Origin of the sequence: Pseudomonas flexibilis (assembly GCF_000806415.1) — a bacterium.
Taxonomy (GTDB): domain Bacteria; phylum Pseudomonadota; class Gammaproteobacteria; order Pseudomonadales; family Pseudomonadaceae; genus Serpens; species Serpens flexibilis.
In genome coordinates, this window is sequence record NZ_JTAK01000001.1 from 523,979 (window position 1) to 538,408 (window position 14,430).

General features: G+C 67.8%; 16 protein-coding genes, 3 tRNA genes and 1 pseudogene. 17 read left to right on the forward strand and 3 right to left on the reverse strand.

Annotated features, from left to right (window positions below):
- The first annotated feature begins 1 nt into the window (after position 1).
- The 10 genes from gspG to PT85_RS02590 all read left to right on the forward strand — a co-directional run bounded on the left by gspG (position 2) and on the right by PT85_RS02590 (position 4,972).
- The gene (gspG, locus tag PT85_RS02545) at positions 2-430 is read left to right on the forward strand and encodes a type II secretion system major pseudopilin GspG (protein ID WP_027590602.1); all 429 of its coding nucleotides are present in this window, start codon (positions 2-4) and stop codon (positions 428-430) included.
- Positions 430-945: a type II secretion system minor pseudopilin GspH gene (gspH, locus tag PT85_RS02550; protein WP_039605840.1), complete on the forward strand. Its 516-nt coding sequence runs from the start codon at positions 430-432 to the stop codon at positions 943-945. Before gspG ends, gspH begins: the two co-directional genes overlap by 1 nt.
- Positions 942-1,319 (forward strand): type II secretion system minor pseudopilin GspI, encoded by a 378-nt coding sequence (gene gspI / locus PT85_RS02555; RefSeq protein WP_039605841.1) that lies wholly within the window; start codon positions 942-944, stop codon positions 1,317-1,319. Before gspH ends, gspI begins: the two co-directional genes overlap by 4 nt.
- Entirely contained in the window at positions 1,316-1,942 is a 627-nt protein-coding gene (gspJ, locus tag PT85_RS02560; protein ID WP_039605842.1) for a type II secretion system minor pseudopilin GspJ, read from the forward strand. Before gspI ends, gspJ begins: the two co-directional genes overlap by 4 nt.
- Entirely contained in the window at positions 1,939-2,901 is a 963-nt protein-coding gene (gene gspK / locus PT85_RS02565; protein WP_039605843.1) for a type II secretion system minor pseudopilin GspK, read from the forward strand. The genes gspJ and gspK overlap by 4 nt, the downstream gene beginning before the upstream one ends.
- Entirely contained in the window at positions 2,894-4,000 is a 1,107-nt protein-coding gene (gene gspL / locus PT85_RS02570) for a type II secretion system protein GspL (RefSeq protein WP_039605844.1), read from the forward strand. Before gspK ends, gspL begins: the two co-directional genes overlap by 8 nt.
- On the forward strand, positions 4,001-4,525 hold the full coding sequence (locus PT85_RS02575; protein ID WP_027591919.1) for a type II secretion system protein M: 525 nt from the start codon (positions 4,001-4,003) through the stop codon (positions 4,523-4,525).
- Positions 4,526-4,617: 92 nt separating this feature from the next.
- Positions 4,618-4,693 (forward strand) — tRNA-Val (locus PT85_RS02580).
- Between the two features lie 36 nt (positions 4,694-4,729).
- Positions 4,730-4,806, forward strand: a tRNA-Asp gene (locus PT85_RS02585).
- Between the two features lie 89 nt (positions 4,807-4,895).
- Positions 4,896-4,972: transfer RNA gene (locus tag PT85_RS02590), tRNA-Asp, on the forward strand.
- Positions 4,973-5,098: 126 nt separating this feature from the next.
- Here PT85_RS02590 and PT85_RS02595 read toward each other — a convergent pair.
- Positions 5,099-5,566, reverse strand: coding sequence for a DUF305 domain-containing protein (locus PT85_RS02595; protein ID WP_027591487.1), 468 nt, complete (start codon positions 5,564-5,566; stop codon positions 5,099-5,101).
- 300 nt (positions 5,567-5,866) lie between these two features.
- Here PT85_RS02595 and PT85_RS18445 point away from each other — a divergent pair.
- From PT85_RS18445 to PT85_RS02605, 3 genes and pseudogenes are all read left to right on the forward strand, one after another.
- Positions 5,867-6,553, forward strand: a pseudogene (locus tag PT85_RS18445) (cache domain-containing protein); the annotation flags it as partial.
- A 129-nt stretch (positions 6,554-6,682) separates the two neighbouring features.
- Positions 6,683-7,408: a methyl-accepting chemotaxis protein gene (locus tag PT85_RS18450; protein WP_407681069.1), complete on the forward strand. Its 726-nt coding sequence runs from the start codon at positions 6,683-6,685 to the stop codon at positions 7,406-7,408.
- A 66-nt stretch (positions 7,409-7,474) separates the two neighbouring features.
- Entirely contained in the window at positions 7,475-8,458 is a 984-nt protein-coding gene (locus PT85_RS02605; RefSeq protein ID WP_027591485.1) for a lipid A deacylase LpxR family protein, read from the forward strand.
- Here the strand turns inward: PT85_RS02605 and PT85_RS02610 are convergent.
- Together PT85_RS02610 and PT85_RS02615 are read right to left on the reverse strand one after the other, a co-directional pair.
- On the reverse strand, positions 8,446-9,264 hold the full coding sequence (locus tag PT85_RS02610) for an alpha/beta hydrolase (RefSeq protein WP_039605846.1): 819 nt from the start codon (positions 9,262-9,264) through the stop codon (positions 8,446-8,448). The genes PT85_RS02605 and PT85_RS02610 overlap by 13 nt on opposite strands.
- A gap of 1 nt (position 9,265) precedes the next feature.
- A complete protein-coding gene (locus PT85_RS02615) occupies positions 9,266-10,168 on the reverse strand; it encodes a LysR family transcriptional regulator (RefSeq protein ID WP_039605847.1) in 903 nt (300 codons plus the stop codon).
- A gap of 155 nt (positions 10,169-10,323) precedes the next feature.
- Between PT85_RS02615 and PT85_RS02620 the strand changes: the two genes are divergently transcribed.
- From PT85_RS02620 to PT85_RS02635, 4 genes are all read left to right on the forward strand, one after another.
- Positions 10,324-11,151, forward strand: a complete 828-nt coding sequence (locus tag PT85_RS02620) for an FAS1-like dehydratase domain-containing protein (RefSeq protein ID WP_039605848.1) — start codon at positions 10,324-10,326, stop codon at positions 11,149-11,151.
- 188 nt (positions 11,152-11,339) lie between these two features.
- Positions 11,340-12,503: an acyl-CoA dehydrogenase family protein gene (locus PT85_RS02625; RefSeq protein ID WP_027591481.1), complete on the forward strand. Its 1,164-nt coding sequence runs from the start codon at positions 11,340-11,342 to the stop codon at positions 12,501-12,503.
- 176 nt (positions 12,504-12,679) lie between these two features.
- Positions 12,680-13,072 (forward strand): VOC family protein, encoded by a 393-nt coding sequence (locus PT85_RS02630; protein ID WP_027591480.1) that lies wholly within the window; start codon positions 12,680-12,682, stop codon positions 13,070-13,072.
- Positions 13,069-14,421, forward strand: coding sequence for an MmgE/PrpD family protein (locus PT85_RS02635; protein WP_027591479.1), 1,353 nt, complete (start codon positions 13,069-13,071; stop codon positions 14,419-14,421). Before PT85_RS02630 ends, PT85_RS02635 begins: the two co-directional genes overlap by 4 nt.
- The last annotated feature ends 9 nt before the right edge of the window (positions 14,422-14,430 follow it).

Genomic DNA, 14,430 nt, shown 5'->3' on the forward strand with positions numbered 1-14,430 from the left:
CATGCAACGACGCACGCAGCACGGCTTCACGCTGATCGAAATCATGGTGGTGGTGGTCATCCTCGGCATCCTCGCCGCCCTGGTGGTGCCGCAGATCATGAGCCGCCCGGACCAGGCCAAGGTCACCGTGGCGAAGAACGACATCAAGGCCATCTCCGCCGCCCTCGACATGTACAAGCTGGACAATTACAGCTACCCGAGCACCCAGCAGGGCCTGGAAGCGCTGGTACGCAAGCCCTCCGGCAACCCGACGGCGCGCAACTGGAACCCGGACGGCTACCTCAAGCGCCTGCCGGTGGATCCCTGGGGCAATCCCTACCAGTACCTGGCGCCGGGCAGCAAGGGCGCCTTCGATCTCTATTCGCTGGGCGCCGATGGCCGGCAGGACGGTGCCGAGCTGAATGCCGACATCGGTAACTGGGACATCTGATGCGCCCGCAACGTGCCTGCCGGGGCTTCACCCTGGTCGAGCTGCTGGTGGTGCTGGTGCTGATCGGCAGCCTGGTCGGCCTGGCAGTGCTCGGTGGCGGCTTCGCCGGCCCGGCCCGCGAGCTGCGTGGCGAGGCCGAGCGGCTGGCTGGACTGATCGGCGTGCTGGCCGAGGAAGCGGTGCTGGACAATCGCGAATACGGCCTGCGCATTGACGCGGATCACTGGCAGGTCCTGGCGTACGACGGCGGCCGCTGGGCGCCCTGGGAAGACCGGCCCGCGCAGCGGTTTCCGCATGGCGTGCAGGCCAGCCTGGAAATCGAGGGCCGGCCGCTGCGGGTCGCCGGTGCGAAGGGACCGGCGGCTGCCGCCCCGCAGGTGCTGATTCTCTCCAGCGGCGAGATCAGCCCGTTTCGGCTGGAACTGGCCGAGCGGCGTGCCGCTGGCCTGCGCCTGGAGTTGAGCAGCGACGGCTTTCGTCTGCCCCGCGTGCAGACCCTCGGAGCGGGCGGATGAACGCGGCGCGTGGCTTCACCCTGCTGGAGGTGCTGGTCGCCCTGGCGATCTTCGCCCTGGTCGCCGCCAGCATCCTCACTGCCAGCGCACGCAGCCTGCAGACCGCCGCGCGCCTGGAAGACAAGACCCTGGCGCTGTGGATCGCCGACAACCAGCTGATCGAGCTGCAGCTGGAAGAGCCGCCGCCGGGCGAGGGCAATCGTCAGGGCCGGCTGGACTACGCCGGGCGCCCCTGGCAATGGCAGGCGCGTATCGGTTCGACGGCGCATCCGGCCCTGCGCCGGGTGGAACTGTGGGTCGCCCGGGGCGGCGAAAGCCTTGAACGCGAACAGGCACTGCTGGCGCTGAGCGGATTCCTGGAGGTTGCGCCATGAGGGCTGTGCGCGGCTTCACCCTGCTGGAGCTGCTGATCGCCATCGCCCTGTTCGCCCTGCTCGGGGTGGGCACCTACCGGCTGCTGGACAGCGTGCTGCGCGTCGACGAGGCAACCCGGCAACAGGAACAGCGCCTGCGCGAATTGACCCGGGGCATGGCCGCCTTCGAACGCGACCTGCGCCAGGTGCTGGCGCGGCCGGTGCGCGCGCCCTACGGCGACAGCCTGGCCGCGCTGCTCGGCGAGGGACGCGAACGGCAGACGCTGGAGTTCACCCGGACCGGCTGGCGCAACCCCACCGACAGTCCGCGCTCGCGTCTGCAACGGGTGCGCTGGGAAGTCCGCGATGGCTACTGGGAGCGCCGCTACTGGCCGGTGCTCGACCAGGCCCAGGACAGCCAGCCGCAGGTGCAGCAGGTGCTCGACGGCGTGAGCGGCTGGCAGGTGCGCTACCTCGACCAGGACGGCAACTGGCAGGACAGCTGGCCTGGTGGCGTCGACGAGCAGAGCCTTGGCTCGCTGCCGCGCGCCGTGGAGCTGCGCCTGGAACATCGCCATTACGGCGTGCTGCGCCGACTGTTCCGGCTGCCCGACACGAATGCGGGCAGCGAGGCGGGCGCATGAACGGGCAGCGCGGCGTGGCCCTGATCACCGTGCTGCTGGTGGTGGCGCTGGTCACGGTGGTGGGTGCCGGGCTGATCGCCCGCCAGCAACTGGCGATTCGCAGCAGCGGCAATCTGCTGGTGCACAACCAGGCCTGGCACTACGCGCTGGGCGGCGAGCTGCTGGCCAAGGCGATCCTGCGCGAGGATCTGCGCCGGGGTGACGCGCGCCAGCCGCTCGACCATCCCGCCGAGCCCTGGGCGCAACCCCTGAAACCCTTTCCCTTCGATGAAGGCGGCACGCTGCAGCTGCGCCTCGAGGACGCCACCGGGCGCTTCAATCTCAATGCCCTGGCATTGCCGGACAACGCCGGGCTGCAGGCCTTTGCCCAGTTCCAGCGGCTGCTGCGGCTGCTGGATATCGACCCGCCCTACGCCGAGCGCCTGCGCGACTGGCTCGACGAGGATGAGCAGGTCAGCCCCGGCGGCGCCGAGGACAACGACTACCTGCTGCTGCAGCCGGCGTACCGGGCGGCCAACCGGGTACTGGCGGAGGTGTCCGAGCTGCGTCTGTTGCTGGACATGACCGAGGTGGATTACCGGCGCTTGCTGCCCCACGTCACGGCGCTGCCGCTGGATGCCCGGCTGAACCTGAACAGCGCCGGCCCGCTGGTGCTGGCCAGCCTGGCCGAGGGGCTGTCGCCGCAGCTGGCCCAGGGGCTGATCGTTGCCCGCGAGGGGCAGGGCTTCGCCAGCGTGGAAAGCTTCATCGCCCAACTGGGCGCCGCCGGACAGACCGTGACAGGCCAGCCGCTGGCGGTGGGCAGCCGGTATTTCCGGGTGATCGGCGAGGTGGAACTGGCCGGGCGCCGCCAGGTGCTGGTCAGCCTGTTGCGGCGCGATGCCGATGGCAGCCTGACGGTGCTGTCGCGCGATCTGGGCCAGATGGGAATGCACAAGGAGCGGGACGACGATGCTTGAAACCTGGCTGTTCCTGCCGCCGGAGGCGGCACAGGGCGTGGATGCCGATCTGGCCGTGCGCAGGGTCTCCGCCGACGGGGAGGGCGACGTGGCGTTCGCCACGGCGCTGGCCGAGCTGACGGAGCCCTGGTGCCTGGTGCTGCCGGTCGAGGCGGTGACGGTCTGTGCAGTAAGCCTGCCCACGCTGAAACCGCGCTGGCTGCGCAAAGCCTTGCCGTTCGCCGTTGAGGAGTGGCTGGCCGAGGAGGTGGAAGCCTTCCACCTGGCGGTGGGGGAGCGTCTGGGCGATGGGCGCCATCGGGTCTTCGCGCTGCGCCGTGACTGGCTGCGTGACTGGTTGCAGGCCTGCGCCGCACATCCGCCCCGGGAAATCCGTGTCGATGCCGATCTGCTGCCCGTGGACGGTCCGCAGCTGTGCCGGCTCGGCGACCGTTGGCTGCTGGGCGGCGACCTGCCGGTGCGGCTGGCCGTGGAGGATGCGGACCTGCCGGTGCTGCAGACGCTGTTACCCCAGCCACTACCGGCCTGCGCGACGCCACCGGCGGGCGAGGCCAGTCCGCATCGCTGGCTGACCCGCTGCGCCGCCGGCTGCAACCTGGCCCAGGGCGAGTTCGCGGTGCGCGAGCCGGCGGGTGACTGGCGGCGCTGGCGCCTGCCAGCTGCCGCGCTGGGCTTGTGTCTGCTGCTGCAGTGGGGCTTCGGGCTGGCGCAGGCCTGGCAGCTGCGCCACGCTGGCCAGCTGAATGCGAAGGCCAGCGAGCAGCTGTATCGCGCGCTGTTCCCGGCGGACCGCAAGCTGATCAACCTGCGCCAGCAGTTCGACCAGCATCTGGCCGAGGGTCAGGGCGATCGAGAGGGTCTGCTCACCCTGCTGGGGCGCGCGGGTCCGGCACTGGCCGCCGAGGGCCGGCAGGTGAGCGTGCAGCAGCTGGACTTCAGTCTGACCCGCGGGGATCTGGCGCTGCAGGTGCAGGCGCCCGGTTTCGAGGCGCTGGATCGCCTGCGCCAGCGGCTGGTGGAAGCCGGGCTGGTGGTCCGGCTCGGTTCGGCGAATCGCGAGGAAACCGGCGTGAGTGCGCGGCTGGTAATCGGAGGCTAGATGAAGCGTTGGAAGCGCAATTTGCAGGCCCGATTGGCGGGGGCCAGTGGTTCACCGCTGCTGCAGCGCTGGCGGCAGCTGGCGCGCCGCGAGCGCCAGGCGCTGTCCGCGCTCGCACTCTTCCTGTTCGCCGTGGCGCTGTACAGCGGATTGTGGCTGCCGGTCGAGCGCAGCCGGGCCGAGGCGCTGCGCCACTTCGAGCAGCAGCGGGAACTGCTGGCCTACCTGCAGGCGCGCGCGCCCGAGGCTCAGGCGCTGAGCGGGCGCGCGGTTGTGCGGCCGGCTCCGACCGATCTGCAACGCCTGGTGACCGCCGCCGCCGAGCAGCAGGGGCTGGCCATCGAACGGCTGGATGCCGAAGGCGAGGGCGGGGTGCAGGTCAGCCTGCAGCCGGCGCCCTTCGTCACCCTGCTGGCCTGGTTCGAGGTGCTGCAGCGGCAGGGCATTCGCATCGAGGAAGCGGGCCTGGAGCGGCACGGCGAAGGGGCGGTGGTGGCTCGCCTGGGCCTGCGGCCCATGCCGTGAAATACCGGTAAGCCATTCATTTTTAAAAATTTCTTTGGCAACTGTTGACTTGATCGGGGCCCCTGCGTAAAGTGCGCGCCTCGCAAGGCGATGGCTGATTAGCTCAGCTGGGAGAGCACCTGCATCACACGCAGGGGGTCGGCGGTTCGATCCCGTCATCAGCCACCATATCCTTGTGAATTCGGACGCAAGTCCGGCCGACGCGCAGTGGTAGTTCAGTCGGTTAGAATACCGGCCTGTCACGCCGGGGGTCGCGGGTTCGAGTCCCGTCCACTGCGCCATTATTCCTCCAGTCCCGCTGTCCGGGGCTGAGATCGAAGCGAAGCCTTCGATCAGAAACCGAGTTATCGGACGCAAGTCCAGCCGACACGCAGTGGTAGTTCAGTCGGTTAGAATACCGGCCTGTCACGCCGGGGGTCGCGGGTTCGAGTCCCGTCCACTGCGCCATGCCTGATCACCTTCCTCATCGAAGGTGGAACAAGAGAAGCTGCCAAGGGCAGCTTTTTTTGTGCCTGCAGAAAATCACTGGCGGTACCTACCTGCCCGGCTGCCAGTGGCCTGGGCTCGAAGACCTTATTCGCCCTCCCGGTCCTTTTTCTCAAGGTCGCTGATGAGATATTCCATCTCGGCGATTTCACGGCGCTGGGCGCGGATGATCTCGTCGGCCAGTTCGCGTACCCGTGGATCGCTGATCCGCGCCCGCTCGCTGGTCATGATGGCGATGGAGTGGTGGGGGATCATCGCCCGCATGTAGTCCTGGTCGTCTATTGTCGCCTGGCTGCGCACCAGCCAGAGGGCGAGTGCGAAGACCAGCAGGCTGCTTGCGTAGATCGCCAGGTTGAGCGCCCTGTTGGCATACATGTTCAGCATGAAGCTGAGCATGATCATCGCCATGCTCGCGCCCATCAGGAGCGCCATCCAAAGCCGTGTTTCGCTCCAGCGGACATGCGCGAAGGCGTAGGTGTTGAGATACATCAGGCCGAACATGACCAGCGTCGAGGTGGCGATCATGGCGGCAAAGCGCCAATAGGACATCTGCATGGACTGGATCCCCTGTTCAGGTGTGGGTGTCGGGGGCCGAAACCTTCCAGCCGGCGGACCCACCGGTCCTGCGTTGAGTTCAGGCAAGCCGGCTGGACGGGTGTTGTTCGCTGTCCGTGCCCGTTTGTCGCAGTGCCGTAATCCTGGCCTGCTGCTTGCTGCACCCAGACTCCATGTCAAAACGGTGACGTATTACCAGGGTGGTGTCCGATGTTCCAACTGCGCAATCTGATGATCAGCCGTCGCTTGTTGCTGATCCTGCTGGCCTCTGTGCTGATGCTGCTGGTGTTGGCGGCGATGATGCTGCAGCGCAGCTATCGGAACCTCCATGACGGCAAGATCGAGCAACTGAGCTGGGTGGTGCAGACCGCTGCCGGCGTTCTTCAGCAGGCCCACCAGCGGGAGCGCGCCGGGGAGCTGACCCGCGAGCAGGCCCAGCAGCAGGCCCTGGCCCTGCTGGCGACGCTGCGCTATGCCGAGGGCGAGTACTTCTTCGTCACTACCCTGGACAGCCTGATGTTGATGCACCTGGATCCGAAGCTGGTCGGCCGGAACCTCAGCCAGCTCAAGGACAGTACGGGTGTTGCCTTCGTGGCGGAAATGACGCGCACGGCGCGTGAGCAGGGTTCGGGGACGGTTCCCTACCTGTGGCCGAAACGGCCCGGCACGCCGCCGGTGGAGAAAGTCACCTACGTGGCGCAGTTCGAACCCTGGGGCTGGATGCTCGCCACCGGGGTGTACATCGATGACGTGAAGGCCCAGTTCCGCCAGGAGCTGATCCAGGCCTCGCTGCTGGGACTGTTCATGGCCGGGCTGCTGGCCGGCATCATCGCCCTGATTGCCCGCAGCATTTCGCGACCGCTGGGCGATACCGTGCGGGCCATGGCCGACATCGCCAGTGGCGAGGCCGACCTGACCCGCCAGCTGAAGACCGACGGCCGCGATGAGCTGAGCGAGCTGGCCGGGCATTTCAACAGCTTCACCGGCAGCCTGCGCCAGGTGATCGGCGAAACCCTGGAATCGGCACGCATCCTCAGCCGCTCGGCCCAGGGCCTGGGCCAGCAGGCGCGTCTGTTCAGCGAGCAGAGCGCGCGCCAGTCCCAGCAGGTGGAGCAGGTGGCCACGGCCATCCATGAAGTGGCCTACAGCGTGCAGGACGTGGCGAAGAACGCCGAGCACACCGCCGTCGATGTACGCAGCGCTGAGGAGCGGGCCGGGCAGGGACTGCAGGGCATCGACAATGCGCTGGCGCAGATCGGCCAACTGTCCGCCAGCATTGAGCAGGCGGTGGACGTGATCCGTGCGCTGGCTGATGAAACCACCCGGATCGGTGGTGTGCTGGAAGTCATTCGCGCGGTGGCCGAGCAGACCAACCTGCTGGCGCTGAATGCCGCCATCGAGGCGGCGCGGGCGGGCGAACAGGGGCGCGGCTTCGCGGTGGTGGCCGACGAGGTCCGCCTGCTGGCGCAGCGCACCCAGCAGTCCACGGCGGAAATCCAGGCGATGATCGAGCAGCTGCAGACCCATTCGGCGGCGGCCGTAAAGGTCATCCAGGACAGCAGCCGGCAATCCGAACAGACCGTCGAGCAGGCCAGCCAGGCCGGCGCCAACCTGCGCCAGATCGTCGAATCGCTGCGCAGCATCAGCGGCCTGGCGGCCTCGATCGCCAGCGCCACCCTGGAGCAATCCCACGTGGTCGACGAGATCAATGGCAACGTGACGCAGACCGCCAGCCTGGCCCAGGACAATGCCGGCGAGGCGGAAAAGGCCGCCGGCACCAGTCAGGCGCTCAACCAGTTGGCCGAGCGTCTGGACGCGTTGCTGAGCCGTTTCCGGGTGTAGGCAGCGCGAGGAACGTTGCGAACCGGTGGCTCTCTAACGAACGTTGGAGACTGCTGGGGCGACGACATGGTGTGTTGGAAATCGCTGCGACTGGGCCTGCTGCTGATTGCCGGCCTGCCGGTGCCGCTGCTGGCCGATTCGCTGTCCATCAAGGTCGAGAATGACCTGCTGTCCTACGAGGACGACGACGGCCACTACAGCGGCGGACTGGAGCTGTTCTGGTCCTTCGAACCCGACAACGGGCACTGGGCGCGCGGCCTGGCCGAGGCCCTGCCGGGCTGGGCGGGCGACGAGGTGCAGACCCTCGCCTACCGGTTCGGCATGCAGGGCTATACCCCCGAGGACCTGCGCAGTCGCGAGCTGATCGAGGACGACCGGCCTTACGCGGGTTTGCTGTTCCTCGGCGTATCGATGTACGCGGAGCGTGACGAGACGAACCAGCGCGTGAGCCGCGAACTGCACCTGGACACCGGCCTGGTGGGGCCGGGCACCGGGGTTGGCAAGGTGCAGCACTGGATCCACAAGCACATCAACGCCACCGAGCCGCGCGGCTGGAAGCACCAGCTGCGTAACGAACCCTTCCTCAATGTGGCCTACGGGCAGCAGTGGTGGCGCCAGGGCCAGCTGTTCGGTCTGGAACTCGAATACGCGCCTACCGCCGGCCTGGCGCTGGGCAATCTCTACACCTATGCCTCGGCCGGCGGGGTGTTGCGCTTCGGCCGGCACCTGGAGCGCAGCCAGGGCATTCCCTCGGTGACCCCGGCGCAGAGCGGCAGCCAGTACTTCACGCCGCTTGGACACTTCGCCTGGTACGGTTTCCTGGGGCTGGAAGGTCGCTACATGGCCTACAACCTGCTGCTCGACGGCAACACCTTCAAGTCCAGCCACTCGGTGGATCGCGAGGAATGGGTCGGCGATGCCCTGGCCGGCCTGGCACTCACCTGGAGCCGCTGGCAGCTGACCTTCGTCAGTGTCTGGCGCACCCACGAGTTCCGTGGCCAGCAGGGGCATGACCAGTTCGGCTCGGTGACCCTGTCCTACGGTTTCTGAGCCGGCGCGCAGACCAGCGGCCGTTGCCGGAAGCCGGCCCAGGCCGTTTCCCAGCCCTCGCTGTGCGTCGCATCCACCGTCCGGATCTCCAGGCAGTCGGCCGGCCCGAGGCTGCCGGCGTACTGATAGGCCAGCGGGGGCGGCACCACCTTGTCGCGCTGTCCGGTCAGGTGCCGCTGGGGAATCTGGCGCAGGCGCTCGCGATAGGCCAGCGGCTCCAGCGAACCGGTCAGCGGCGTGAGGCGATGATGGGCGATCCAGGCACTGGGGTGCAGGTTGCCGGCCAGGGTCTGCACGGCAACCACGTCGTTGCGCTCGGCCGCCAGGAGCAGGGCAAGGGCGCCGCCACCGGAATACCCCACCAGCTCCAGGCGGCGCACGCCGTAGCGCTGCTTCAACTGGTCGAGGGCCGCATGCAGGCTGTTGAGTACCGGGCGGCTGAAGCGCTGGTCGGTCCATAGCAGCGGCTTGCAGCCCGGGTGCTCGACAAACTGGCAGGGCCGCGCCAGGTACACCGCACCCAGCGGGTCGAGGGTGGCCAGGCGGGCCACCAGCAGGTCGCGGGGCGTGGGGTCCAGGCTGGGCTGGGTGGGCGTGGCCCAGGCATAGCCGTCACCCTCCAGGTACACGCGCAGGCTGGAGCCCTCGACACGGCGCGGCAGCACCGCCTGCAGCGGGAAGGGGGTGGTGGCCAGCACGCGGACCTCCCGGCTGGTCAGTTGTGCTTCCTCGCTCAGCTGTTTCAGGGGCGCCCCGCAGCCGCCGAGCAGTACCGCGAGCACGAGCAGGAACGCGCCGCGGTGCATATCAGGTCTCCTGGGCGACCGGACGGCCGGTGAGCCGCTCGATCAGCGCCAGCAGGATGCCGGGCAGGGCGTTCAGGTCGCGGGCCAGGATGCGTCGTTCGCGCACCGCCCAGGGCTCGTCGAGCTGCACCGTGGCCAGGCGCATGGTGCGGCTGTGCCGCTGGGCGGCGGACTCGGGAATGATGCCGATGCCCACGCCGGCCTCGATCATCCGGCAGCTGGCTTCGAAGCTGGAGACCTGGATGCGCAGCGACAGCTTCTGGCCGAGTTTTTCCACCTCGTCGCGCAGGAAGGTCAGCAGCGTGCTGCCTTCGTGCAGGCTGATATGCGGGTAGGCCAGAGTCTGCGAGAGGGTCACGGACTTCTCGCCGGCCAGGGGATGGCCCTCGGGTACGGCCAGCACCAGGCGATCGGTGCTGAAGTGGATGGCCTGCAGGCCGCTGACCTCCAGCGGGCCGGCGATGATGCCCAGGTCGGTGGTGCCGTCCAGCACGCCGCGCACGATGTCGCGGCTCAGGCGCTCCTGCAGGTCCACGGTCACGCCCGGGCGCTCGACCAGGAAACCGGCCAGCACTTCGGGCAGGAACTCGGTGACCGCCGTGGTGTTGGCGAAGATGCGGATGTGCCCGGCGTTATCGGCGCCGTAGGTGGTGAACTCGCTTTTCAGGTAGTCCACCTGGCGCATGATGAGCCGCGCATGCTGCAGCAGCTTGTGGCCGGCGGGGGTCAGCTCCACACCGCGGCTGTCGCGGTACAGCAGGCGGCTGTCCAGCTGGCCCTCCAGCGCCTTGATGCGGGCGCTGGCGGCGGCCGGTGACAGGTGCGCGCGGCGCGCGCCCTGGGTCAGGCTCGGCGATTCGGCAATGTGGATGAACAGGCGCAGGTCGGCCAGATCGAAGTGCATGGATGTCCTCCGGACAACAGCGGTAAGTGGGACCGTCTCTCGGAAAAGGCGTTCAGAATATCCGAATGCCGGTGGTTGTAAATCCGGATTCACGAAACGCGAGGCGCCGATGCATCCTGCGGTCACAACCACAAGACACACGCGGGATGCCCGTAATGACCGACGCCGCCCTGACTGCCTGGATCGGACGCACCGAAGAAGCCCAGGACCAGCTGAGCCATAACCTCCTCAAGCGCATCGCCGCCACCCTGGGCGAGCAGACCCCTGCCAACGGCCAGCCGCTGCCGCCGCTGTGGCAGTGGTGTTTCTTCCAGGACCCGGTGTTCGAGACTGGCCTGGGCGCCGATGGCCATCCGGCGCGTGGCGGCTTCCTGCCGCCGGCCGACAACCGCAACCGCATGTGGGCGGGCGGCCGCGTGGAGTTCTTCGAGCCGCTGCAGGCCGGCGCGAACGCCGAGAAGGTTTCCACCATCAAGCACATCGAGGAAAAGCATGGCCGCACCGGCTCGCTGCTGTTCGTCACCGTGCAGCACGACTACCTGCAGGACGGCAGCCTGGCGATCCGCGAGGAACAGGACATCGTCTACCGCGAGCCGACCCCGCCGAAGCTCGGCGGCGGCGAAGAGCTGCCCACCGGCGACTGGCACGAGTCCATCACGCCCAGCTCGACCCTGTTGTTCCGCTATTCCGCCGTGACCTTCAACGGCCACCGCATCCATTACGATTTCCCCTACGTGACCGAGACCGAAGGCTACCCGGGTCTGGTGGTGCATGGTCCGCTGATCGCCACCCTGAACCTGCGCGCCTTCTGCCGTGCCCACCCGCAGGCCCGCCTGCGCCGCTTCGCCTATCGCGGCGTGCGTCCGCTGATCGCGCCGCAAGCGTTCGAGGTGGGCGGGCGCATCGTCGCCCCCGGCAAGGCCGAGCTCTGGGCCGGCAACGCCGACGGCATCGCCCAGAAGGCTGAAGTGGAATTCGAATGACCAGCGGCACCGTAGGGTGGATCACGCTGTATCGATCCACCGAGCGGAGTTTCGGTGGATGTGCAAAGCGACATCCACCCTACGCCTGCCGAACCGATCGGCAAGGTGGATAGGTCGGCACGGTGGCCGGAACAACGCCGACCACCCTACGGCACGCCACGTAACAAGAAGAACATCGAGGAACCGCAATGAACCCGTACCTGAATGACGAATACAACGCCATCCGTGAAGGCGTGCGCGCCCTGTGCGCCGAGTTCCCCGCCGAATACTGGCGCAAGATCGACGAGGAAAAGGGCTTCCCGGAAGCATTCGTCACCGCGATGACCGAAGCCGGCTGGCTGTCGGCGATGATCCCGGAAGAGTACGGCGGCTCGGGCCTGGGCCTGGCTGAAGCCTCCATCATCCTGGAGGAGGTCAACCGCTGCGGCGGCAACTCCGGCACCATCCATGGCCAGATGTACAACATGTTCACCCTCCTGCGTAACGGCAGCGAGGAGCAGAAGCGCTACTACCTGCCCAAGCTGGCCAGCGGCGAGCTGCGCCTGCAGTCCATGGGCGTGACTGAGCCGACCACCGGCACCGACACCACGAAGATCAAGACCACCGCGGTGCGCCAGGGCGACAAGTACGTCATCAATGGCCAGAAGGTGTGGATCTCGCGCATCCAGCACTCCGACCTGATGATCCTGCTGGCGCGCACCACGCCGCTGGCCGAGGTGAAGAAGAAGGCCGACGGCATGTCGATCTTCCTGGTCGACCTGCGCGAAGCCATCGGCAACGGCCTGACCGTGCAGCCGATCGCCAACATGGTCAACCACGAGACCAACGAGCTGTTCTTTGACAACCTGGAAATCCCCGCCAGCAGCCTGATCGGCGAAGAAGGCAAGGGCTTCCGCTACATCCTCGACGGCCTGAACGCCGAGCGCACCCTGATCGCCGCCGAGTGCATCGGCGACGGCCGCTGGTTCACCGAGAAGTCGGCCCAGTACGCCCGCGACCGCGTGGTGTTCGGTCGCCCGATCGGCCAGAACCAGGGTGTTCAGTTCCCGATCGCCGAGGCGCACATCGAGCTGGAAGCCGCCGACCTGATGCGCTGGCGTGCCTGCGAAGAGTATGACGCCGGCCGTAACGCCGGGGCCGCCGCCAACATGGCCAAGTACCTGGCCGCCAAGGCGTCCTGGGAAGCGGCCAACGCCTGCCTGCAGACCCACGGCGGTTTCGGCTTCGCCAACGAGTACGACGTCGAGCGCAAGTTCCGCGAGACCCGTCTGTACCAGGTAGCGCCGATCTCCACCAACCTGATTCTTTCCTACGTCGCGGAACACCTGCTGGAGCTGCCGCGCTCGTTCTGATGAACCCGTAGGGTGGAAAACGGCGCAGTCTTTTCCACCAGACGGAGCAGTGGGCGGGCATCGGTGGAAAAGACCCGGCGGTCGTTCTCCACCCTACGAATGACCGTAGGGTGGTCAACGCAACCCGTTGGCCACCACCGCGCCGGAACGGTGCGTTATGAAGACGGAGAGACGTTATGCAGATCAGCCATCTCGACCATCTGGTGCTTACGGTGCAGGACATCGGGCGCAGCGTCGACTTCTACACCCGCGTGCTGGGCATGCAGCCGGTGGTGTTCGGTGAAGGCCGCAAGGCACTGGCCTTCGGCGAGCAGAAGATCAACCTGCACCAGGCCGGCGCGGAATTCGAACCGCACGCCCATCGCCCGACGCCGGGTTCGGCGGACCTGTGCTTCATCGTCGCCGAGCCGCTGGAACAGGTGATCGCCCAGCTGCAGGCCAACGGCGTCGAGATGCTGATGGGGCCGGTGATGCGCACCGGCGCCCAGGGACCGATCCGCTCCGTCTACCTGCTCGACCCCGATCTGAACCTCATCGAACTCTCGAATTACGTGGAGATGGCCGAATGAGCCAGCACACCCAAGCTCTTGCCGCTTTCCTTGCCGACCTGCGCTACGAGCAGGTGCCGGCCGCGGTTCTCGACCGCACCGAAGACCTGTTCCTCGACTGGCTGGGCTCGGCGCTGGCCAGCCAGGGCGCGCACCCGATTCCGCTGTTCGAGCGCTACGCCGAGAAGATGGGTCCGGCCGAAGGACGTTCCCGCATCCTGGTCAGCCGCCGCTCCAGCTCGGCCTACTTCGCCGCGCTGGTCAACGGCGCCAGCTCGCACCTGGTGGAGCAGGACGACCTGCACAACAGCTCCGTGCTGCACCCGGCCACCGTGGTGTTCCCGGCCGCGCTGGCCGCCGCGCAGGATCTCGGCAAGTCCGGCCGCGAGCTGCTGCTGGCCTCGCTGGCCGGCTACGAGGCGGGTATTCGCATCGGCGAATTCCTCGGCCGCTCCCACTACCGCATCTTCCACACCACCGCGACCGTCGGCACCCTGGCCGCTGCCGTGGCGGTCGGCAAGCTGATGGGCTTCGACAAGGAACAGTTCATCAATCTGCTGGGCAGCGCCGGCACCCAGGCCGCCGGCCTGTGGGAGTTCCTGCGCGACGCCGCCGATTCCAAGCAGCTGCACACCGCCAAGGCCGCCGCCGACGGTCTGCTGGCCGCCTACCTGACTGCCGATGGGCTGAGCGGGGCGCGCAACATCCTGGAAGGCGAGCAGGGCATGGCCGCCGGGATGTCGAAGGACGCCGATCCGCGCTGGCTGTCCGACCGCCTGGGCGAGCGCTGGGCGCTGGCCGAGACCAGCTTCAAGTTCCATGCCTCCTGCCGTCACACCCATCCGGCCGCCGACGCGCTGCTGGCGCTGATGCAGCGCGAGAACCTGACCGCCGACGAGATCGCCCGGGTGACCACCCGCGTGCACCAGGGCGCCATCGATGTGCTGGGTCGCGTGGTGGTGCCGCAGACCGTGCACCAGGCCAAGTTCTCCATGGGCACCGTGCTGGGCCTGATCGCCCTGTACGGCAAGGCCGGCCTGACCGAATTTCACACCCACGCGCTGACCGACCCCCGCGTCGGCCAGTTCCGCGAGAAAGTCAGCATGGTGCTGGACCCCGAGGTGGATGGCGCCTACCCGCAGCGCTGGCTGGGCCGGGTCGAGGTGGTCACCGTGGACGGCCGCACCCTGACTGCTGCCGTGGACGATCCGAAGGGCGATCCGGGCAACACCCTGAGCCGCGCCGAGCTGGAAGACAAGTTCCGCCGTCTGGTCGCCTTCTCCGGCGCGCGCAGCGACGCCGAAGCTGGCGTGCTGATCGACCGCGTCTGGCGGCTACGTGACACCTATGACCTGGGCGGCCTGGCCTGATGGCCAGAC